The organism is Membranihabitans maritimus, from assembly GCF_021729145.1.
Lineage (GTDB): Bacteria > Bacteroidota > Bacteroidia > Chitinophagales > Saprospiraceae > Membranihabitans > Membranihabitans maritimus.
This window is the reverse complement of record NZ_JAJSLW010000006.1, coordinates 252,774-258,924: the sequence shown is the minus strand read 5'-3', so window position 1 is coordinate 258,924 and position 6,151 is coordinate 252,774. Positions and strand designations below refer to the sequence as shown.

The 6,151-nt window shown below is 39.4% G+C and carries 6 protein-coding genes; all 6 read right to left on the bottom strand.

What is annotated here, in order from left to right; translation table 11 throughout:
* Positions 1-85 precede the first annotated feature (85 nt).
* The 6 genes from LVD47_RS09330 to LVD47_RS09305 all read right to left on the bottom strand — a co-directional run bounded on the left by LVD47_RS09330 (position 86) and on the right by LVD47_RS09305 (position 6,135).
* Positions 86-1,435: a GntP family permease gene (locus tag LVD47_RS09330; RefSeq protein WP_236975486.1), complete on the bottom strand. Its 1,350-nt coding sequence runs from the start codon at positions 1,433-1,435 to the stop codon at positions 86-88.
* Positions 1,432-2,589 (bottom strand): glycerate kinase, encoded by a 1,158-nt coding sequence (locus tag LVD47_RS09325; protein WP_236975484.1) that lies wholly within the window; start codon positions 2,587-2,589, stop codon positions 1,432-1,434. Before LVD47_RS09325 ends, LVD47_RS09330 begins: the two co-directional genes overlap by 4 nt.
* Positions 2,579-3,019 (bottom strand): Dabb family protein, encoded by a 441-nt coding sequence (locus LVD47_RS09320; protein ID WP_236975482.1) that lies wholly within the window; start codon positions 3,017-3,019, stop codon positions 2,579-2,581. Before LVD47_RS09320 ends, LVD47_RS09325 begins: the two co-directional genes overlap by 11 nt.
* 6 nt (positions 3,020-3,025) lie before the next feature.
* Positions 3,026-4,162: a lipase family protein gene (locus LVD47_RS09315; RefSeq protein WP_236975481.1), complete on the bottom strand. Its 1,137-nt coding sequence runs from the start codon at positions 4,160-4,162 to the stop codon at positions 3,026-3,028.
* A 207-nt stretch (positions 4,163-4,369) separates the two neighbouring features.
* On the bottom strand, positions 4,370-5,008 hold the full coding sequence (locus LVD47_RS09310) for a hypothetical protein (protein WP_236975479.1): 639 nt from the start codon (positions 5,006-5,008) through the stop codon (positions 4,370-4,372).
* 167 nt (positions 5,009-5,175) lie between these two features.
* Positions 5,176-6,135, bottom strand: a complete 960-nt coding sequence (locus LVD47_RS09305) for a DUF4382 domain-containing protein (RefSeq protein ID WP_236975477.1) — start codon at positions 6,133-6,135, stop codon at positions 5,176-5,178.
* Positions 6,136-6,151: the final 16 nt, after the last annotated feature.

The following is a 6,151-nucleotide window of genomic DNA, read 5'->3' as shown; positions in this document are numbered from 1 at the left end:
CTACCGAACTACCGAACTACCGAACTACCGAACTACCGAACTACCGAACTACCGAACTACCGAACTACCGAACTACCGAACTACCCTAACTTCCCAACAACAAATACCCGATATAGGTAAAAATAAGTCCGGTTGTTCCCTGGAGCAATGTGGCAATGGTATGGGTCCGATAGGCCGTTTTGATATTCATTCCACTGAATTGGGAAACTACCCAGAAATAACTGTCATTTGCATGGGATACGGTCATAGCTCCGGCCCCAATCGCCATAATAACCCATGTTTTCCCCATTTCGGAATCCAATCCCAATCCTGATAAGATAGGGTAAACAATAGCAGAGGCGGTAATTATTGCTACGGTAGAAGAGCCTTGTGCGGTCTTTAGGATAGCAGCGATGATAAAAGGTATCAGAATTCCCAGATTGTTGTTGATAAATCCTTCGCTTAGATATTCCTTGAGGGGGAGGTATTGGATAACAGCACCCAGTGCACCTCCGATACCCGTAATTACAAGAATCTTAGCGGCATTTGTGAGCCCTTTTTCCATCCAGTCTGTCAGAGTAGTTTTATCGTATCGGGGCAAGAGAACAAAAGCACACCCCAAACCCACAATCAATGCATTAGTGGGGGAACCGAGGAATTCCAAAATAGAAATAATAGCATTGGGATCAGCATCTCCGGTTTTGTAAAAGGCCGCAATGGTACCCAAAGCCATCAATAGTATAGGCAAAAGGATCGGGGCCAGGGAAGGTATAATTCCAGGCAATGATTTTTCAGAGATAGATTTCGTTGCGATATTCTGATCTATATCTTGATTGGGAACGAAGGTGTATTTTTTCGAAAGAAACCCCGCATAAATATTACCTACTGCTACTACAGGTATGGCGATAATAATCCCGGTCATAATTACGAGGAATAAATTTTCCATTTGGAGGTTGGCGGCAGCTGCTATAGGGCCAGGAGTCGGTGGAATGAGGACATGGGGTGCATAAAGACCGGTAGAAAGAGCTATGGATATCGGAATGATTGATTTTTGAGTTTTTTCAGACAGGGATTTATTCAGGGCTGAAAGGATTACAAACGCAGCGTCACAAAAAACCGGGATGGATACGATGTACCCGATAATACTCATGGCTGTAGAAGGCCTTTTTTCGGATACTAATTTCAGAATGCTGTTTGAAATAGTAATCGTTGCTCCTGATTTTTCCAGGATTACACCGATCAATGTACCGGCGATTATTACCAGCCCAATGCCGCTGAGGGTTTTTCCAAAACCCTGCCCGATGATGGAGCTTATTTCACCGCTTGGGATCCCTGCACTAAAAGCCACAAAGTATGCCGTGATCAGCAATGCTAAAAACGGGTGTAAATTAAATCTCGATGTTGATACAATGATAAAGACTATACCGATTGCTAAGATGAGAAGAAGACTAATCATAACGCGTTTTGATTTTGAATTAGAAAGACCCGCATTACTTGTTCAGCCGTTTTTTGCAATAAAAATGGAGTATTACGCATAGCTTCCTGTAGGTTCATAGGGCCGTCAAGTATCGAAAATATGGCAGTGATTCCCTCTTTGTTTAATATTTCTGTATCAGGACCATGGGTGCCGGACAGACACACTACTGGAATTTTTCTTTTTTTGGCTATTTGAGCAATTCCGTAGGGTACTTTTCCAAATTGGGTTTGTGCATCTGTTTTTCCTTCTCCGGTAAAAATCAGGTTTGCCCAATCAACTTTTTGTTCTAACTCTACAAGTTCTTTTACTATTTCAAAGCCAGACCTGAGTTGGCAGTTGGGCAATGCCAACAGACCTGCACCCAGGCCTCCGGCAGCTCCGGAACCGGGAATAGTTGCAACTTTTTTCCCAAAGGAATTTTCCAGTAAACCTGAATATTTATGTAGGTTGTTTTCCAATTCCACTAACATTTCATCACTAGCTCCTTTTTGTTTTCCAAATACACGTGTAGCCCCTTTTTCTCCAAGCAAAGGATTGGTGACGTCACAGGCAACTGAAATATTGCAGCTATGTAACCGGGGATCCAAAGTCTCGGTATTAATAGTATATAACTCACTGAGACCTCCACCACCTTTGGGAATGGTATTACCCTTATTATTGAGAAATTGGACACCAAGGGCATCCAGCATTCCGGCGCCACCATCATTGGTTGCACTTCCGCCAATGCCAATTATGATATTTTCACAACCCTGATCCAGGGCGTTTTTTATAAGCTCTCCTGTGCCATAAGTAGTGGTGCAGAGGGGATTGCGTTCGCGTATTGTTAGTAATTCCAATCCCGATGTCTGTGCCATTTCAATTACGGCCGTTTTACCGCCATCCAGCACTCCGTATTTTGTTTTTATAGGTCGCATTAGCGGATCGTGTGATATACATTGGACTATGGTACCATTTTTGGCATCTACAAGGGATTGCAAAGTACCTTCGCCACCATCCGCCATAGGGACTTTTTGAATGTTGAATTTTTTTCCCGTGTTACGAATGCCTTTTTCAATAGCATCGCAAACCTGAATGGCCGTTAAACTTTCTTTGAAAGAATCCGGTGCAATCAGGATATTGAAATTATTCTTCATTTGTCCAGTAGTCAAAAACAAAAGCATCTTCAAGGTGTGGTCCTAACAATTCTCCAAATGCTTTATGATCAGGATGGGGTAAGTAAGCGGCTCTTCCTTCTTCGCTGTCAAAAGTAAGGAAAAAGCAATGGGTGAAGCCCTTATCATGACCTTCGGGACTATTATTCGTCCCCCATTCGTATCCTTTTATTTGGGGGATTTTATCGGGAAGGGCAGAAAAAGCCTTTTGTACTTTGTCGATGTCACTTTGGGTTGCGCTTTCTTTAAATTTAAAAAAGACAGCGTGTCTGAGTTTTTTTTCACTATTATCCATTTCTTGTGTTTTTGTAGTTGCTTCTGCAATTTCTTCTGATGGCGATTCCGTAGAATTATTACAGGCGGATACAAAGAAAAATATTGCAGTACAATAAAATAAAGTTGAGATTTTCATACGTTTTTAAAATTGATTAGTAATTAGGTGAAAATACGGTTTGATATCGTGATGAATAAAAATTTTATCCTTTTCATTAGGAAATTTTTTGAAATATTCTTCATTAGGCGATAAGACAATAGTATTTCCCGTTCTTACATAGTGGTTGCTATCAAAATATTTTGGTGGTTGGAACCCTGGTAAAACTTTCTTTACTCTTCCGGAAGTGAAATTACCCAATATTTTTTGATAATTCTTTTTTGCTTTGGCAGTTGGTTTATACAATTTCTTAAATGCATGCCGCATTGCCACCCGACTTAAAAATCCTTTTTGCTGTTTTATAATGGTTGCTACATTTGTAAAAGGATTGACTGTATTAAAATCCTGAAGGGTTTGGATAGATACGGGGACTTCAGGAACCCAATCTGCAGTATTCACGATATTAAAAGCCCATCCCCCTGCTGTTTGATTTTCGAATTCGTAGGCATAATACAAATTTCCGGGTTTCGGTGCCGCACTGCAGTAGGTCTTAAATTGTATATCACCCGGAATCTCATTGGATTCTTGTAGACTGAGTAAATGCGAAGTGATTAAGTAGGAAATGGCCCCTCCCTGGCTGTGTCCGGTAATAATGAAATCGCGTATCCCCTGATTATAGCAGGAATCTATTTTTGGAATAATATCCTGTGAAAGAAATGCAGTACTTATTAACCACCCTACATGAACTGCTGACTGAGGGTGATCGGATAAATTGTATTGGAATTCGAAATTTCCTTTGAGGGAGAGTTGTCCTTTTGCCGGAACCATTGCAGCATAAAGGTTGGCTAACCAACTATCAGATTCTGCGGTTGTACCCCGGATACTTATTACAGCAACATTATCTTTTTGAATCCATAATTGCCAATGGTTTTTAAGCCCTATTGTTTTTGAAGCATAAACTAGTTGCGCTTTTGTTGGAGGAAAATTAGAATAGTAATTACTATCATTCGTTGTATGAGCAGCAATTTTTAATAATTCGGAATATTCTACCTTGTCAAATCCGGGTTGAAGTTGTTGACTTTGGCTTGAAAAGGGTGCAAAGAGAAGGAGAAGAATGAAATATATCTGGGAAGGGTTGGTAGTGTAAAGCCTAGAATTACTGGAGTGGTCCATTGAGATATTCATACGAGTGAATTTGTGATTGACCAAAAATAGTTAAAAAAAGAAAGGTTTTTATACCCCAGTATTGTATAAAAACCTTTTGAAAATTAATCTATTCTCTTTTTGCCAGCCTTAATTCATAAAGGGAAGTCAAGAGTTAGCTTATTTGCGCAATCGCTAATTTGAAAGTAATATATCGAATATATAAGAATTTACTTCCTATTACGAGATTTATTGGTGATAAGCACTATTATGAACTAATGCTGTACCACAAGATGAGCAATTACCTCCGGATCCGGAACCTCCTGCACATCCCTGGCTGCAAACATAGTGGAATTCTCCCTGCGCATTTTTAGCAGGTGCCTGGGGTTGTTGTGAAGGTTGACTGGATTGTAGCCCTTGATTTTGGGGGGTGTTAAATATTGAAGGAGGTCTACCATCAGTGGTGGCTGGTTGTTGTCTTTGTGGTTGTAGAGATTGTTGTTGTCCTTCTTCCTCGTTACCTACTTGATGATAGAGATCATTATGTACGTATGCTTCACCACATATTGGACAGTTTCCGTTGTTACTACTTCCGCTTCCCACGCAGTTATTTACACAGATGTAGTGGGAAATTCCCCGGTCTCCTTTTGGTTGTTGGGTTTGTGCTGGTTGTTGGCCAAGTACCGGCTTTTGGTTCTGTGCGTTCTGATTTTGTTGGGAATTCTGGTTGTTATTTTGCTGTAATGCTGGTGTAGAGCCTGGAGCTGAATCTCCCGGCAGACTTTTATTTTCTCCGTTATTACAAGAAAACAAAGCCATTGAAGATATTATTGCAAACATGGCAGCCCATGACTTAAGCTTGACAAAAGGGGTAGTGTGTATATTCATTTTTTCAATTCTTTTTTCAGTATTTAATGGTTGTATTGATTTTCACTTATGACAACGGATGTAAGTTTCATTTATTTTTTGAATTTAAAAAAGGTACTCTTGAAATTTCAAGAGCACCTTCCAATTTTACCGAAAAAAAATTTGCGTAAAAAGTTAATTAGAATTTTTTACAATGATAAAATTCCCGTAAGGGAAAGGTCTATGGTTGTAGTACCTGATGTTTCTACCGAAATCGTAGAAATATCTACATCTGATAAAACATCGAGTTCTATCATTCCATCAAATTCCAAATTTCCTGAAAATTCATCCTCTATGAAGGATGCCAGGTGCAATTCGTAGTCACCCGGATTTAAAAAGTGAAGTGCATAATCACCATTAGGTTGTACCTCTGCACTTGTAACTGCATTTTGGAATAACAAACTGTCTGAGGAATATTCCAATTCAGTACTTTCATCAAAGCTACCTTTATGGTATGCAAATACTAGAACTTTGTCACTTTGAGAAAGTGAATCGGTACAGTTTCCGGTAATCATTCCACTTTCATCTTTATTAATTATTCTCAATGCATTGGATAAATTTTCTTCACTTATCCAATCAAATTGATCATCTGAATTATTGTCCTCCCATTTTACACTTTTGCGCAAGTCAAAATCTAAAACTAAATTAGTCATTGATTCTTCTTCAACCACAAAGTCGAATTCAGACATAAGCATACTGGAGTCCAATGTAGAAAGTGCGTGCTTATTGCCATCACTATCCAATACATAGCTTCCGGGAGCATTTCCCTCTGCGTCGGCAGCATTATCCAGGATTAATGTAACCGAATTGTAGGATTTCGCTAAAGTCTCAATTTCGCCCAACGTCCGTGTCTCTCCATTTTGATAGGCCAATAAATCAATCGTAGTTTTTTCAAACCCTTCAACTTGTGTCCCGTCAATCTTGATTCCAGAAACTGTTATGAAAGCACCTTCAACTTCTGAATTGTCGATTGGGGCATCAGTTATTTCCAGACTAATTGTTCCTTTTGCATCCGTACCATCGTCTATTATTTCTTCATCTTTTTCACAAGCAAAAGAAATTAATAATACAAAAATGGGGATTAGTTTAAATAAACCATTTGTGTTCATAAGATAATGTTTTTAC

What these genes read in the sequence shown, in the direction of transcription:
- LVD47_RS09330 (WP_236975486.1), bottom strand. Translation starts at nt 1,435, where the DNA reads ATGATTAGTCTTCTTCTCATCTTAGCAATCGGTATAGTCTTTATCATT.
- LVD47_RS09325 (WP_236975484.1), bottom strand. Translation starts at nt 2,589, where the DNA reads ATGAAGAATAATTTCAATATCCTGATTGCACCGGATTCTTTCAAAGAA.
- LVD47_RS09320 (WP_236975482.1), bottom strand. Translation starts at nt 3,019, where the DNA reads ATGAAAATCTCAACTTTATTTTATTGTACTGCAATATTTTTCTTTGTA.
- LVD47_RS09315 (WP_236975481.1), bottom strand. Translation starts at nt 4,162, where the DNA reads ATGAATATCTCAATGGACCACTCCAGTAATTCTAGGCTTTACACTACC.
- LVD47_RS09310 (WP_236975479.1), bottom strand. Translation starts at nt 5,008, where the DNA reads ATGAATATACACACTACCCCTTTTGTCAAGCTTAAGTCATGGGCTGCC.
- LVD47_RS09305 (WP_236975477.1), bottom strand. Translation starts at nt 6,135, where the DNA reads ATGAACACAAATGGTTTATTTAAACTAATCCCCATTTTTGTATTATTA.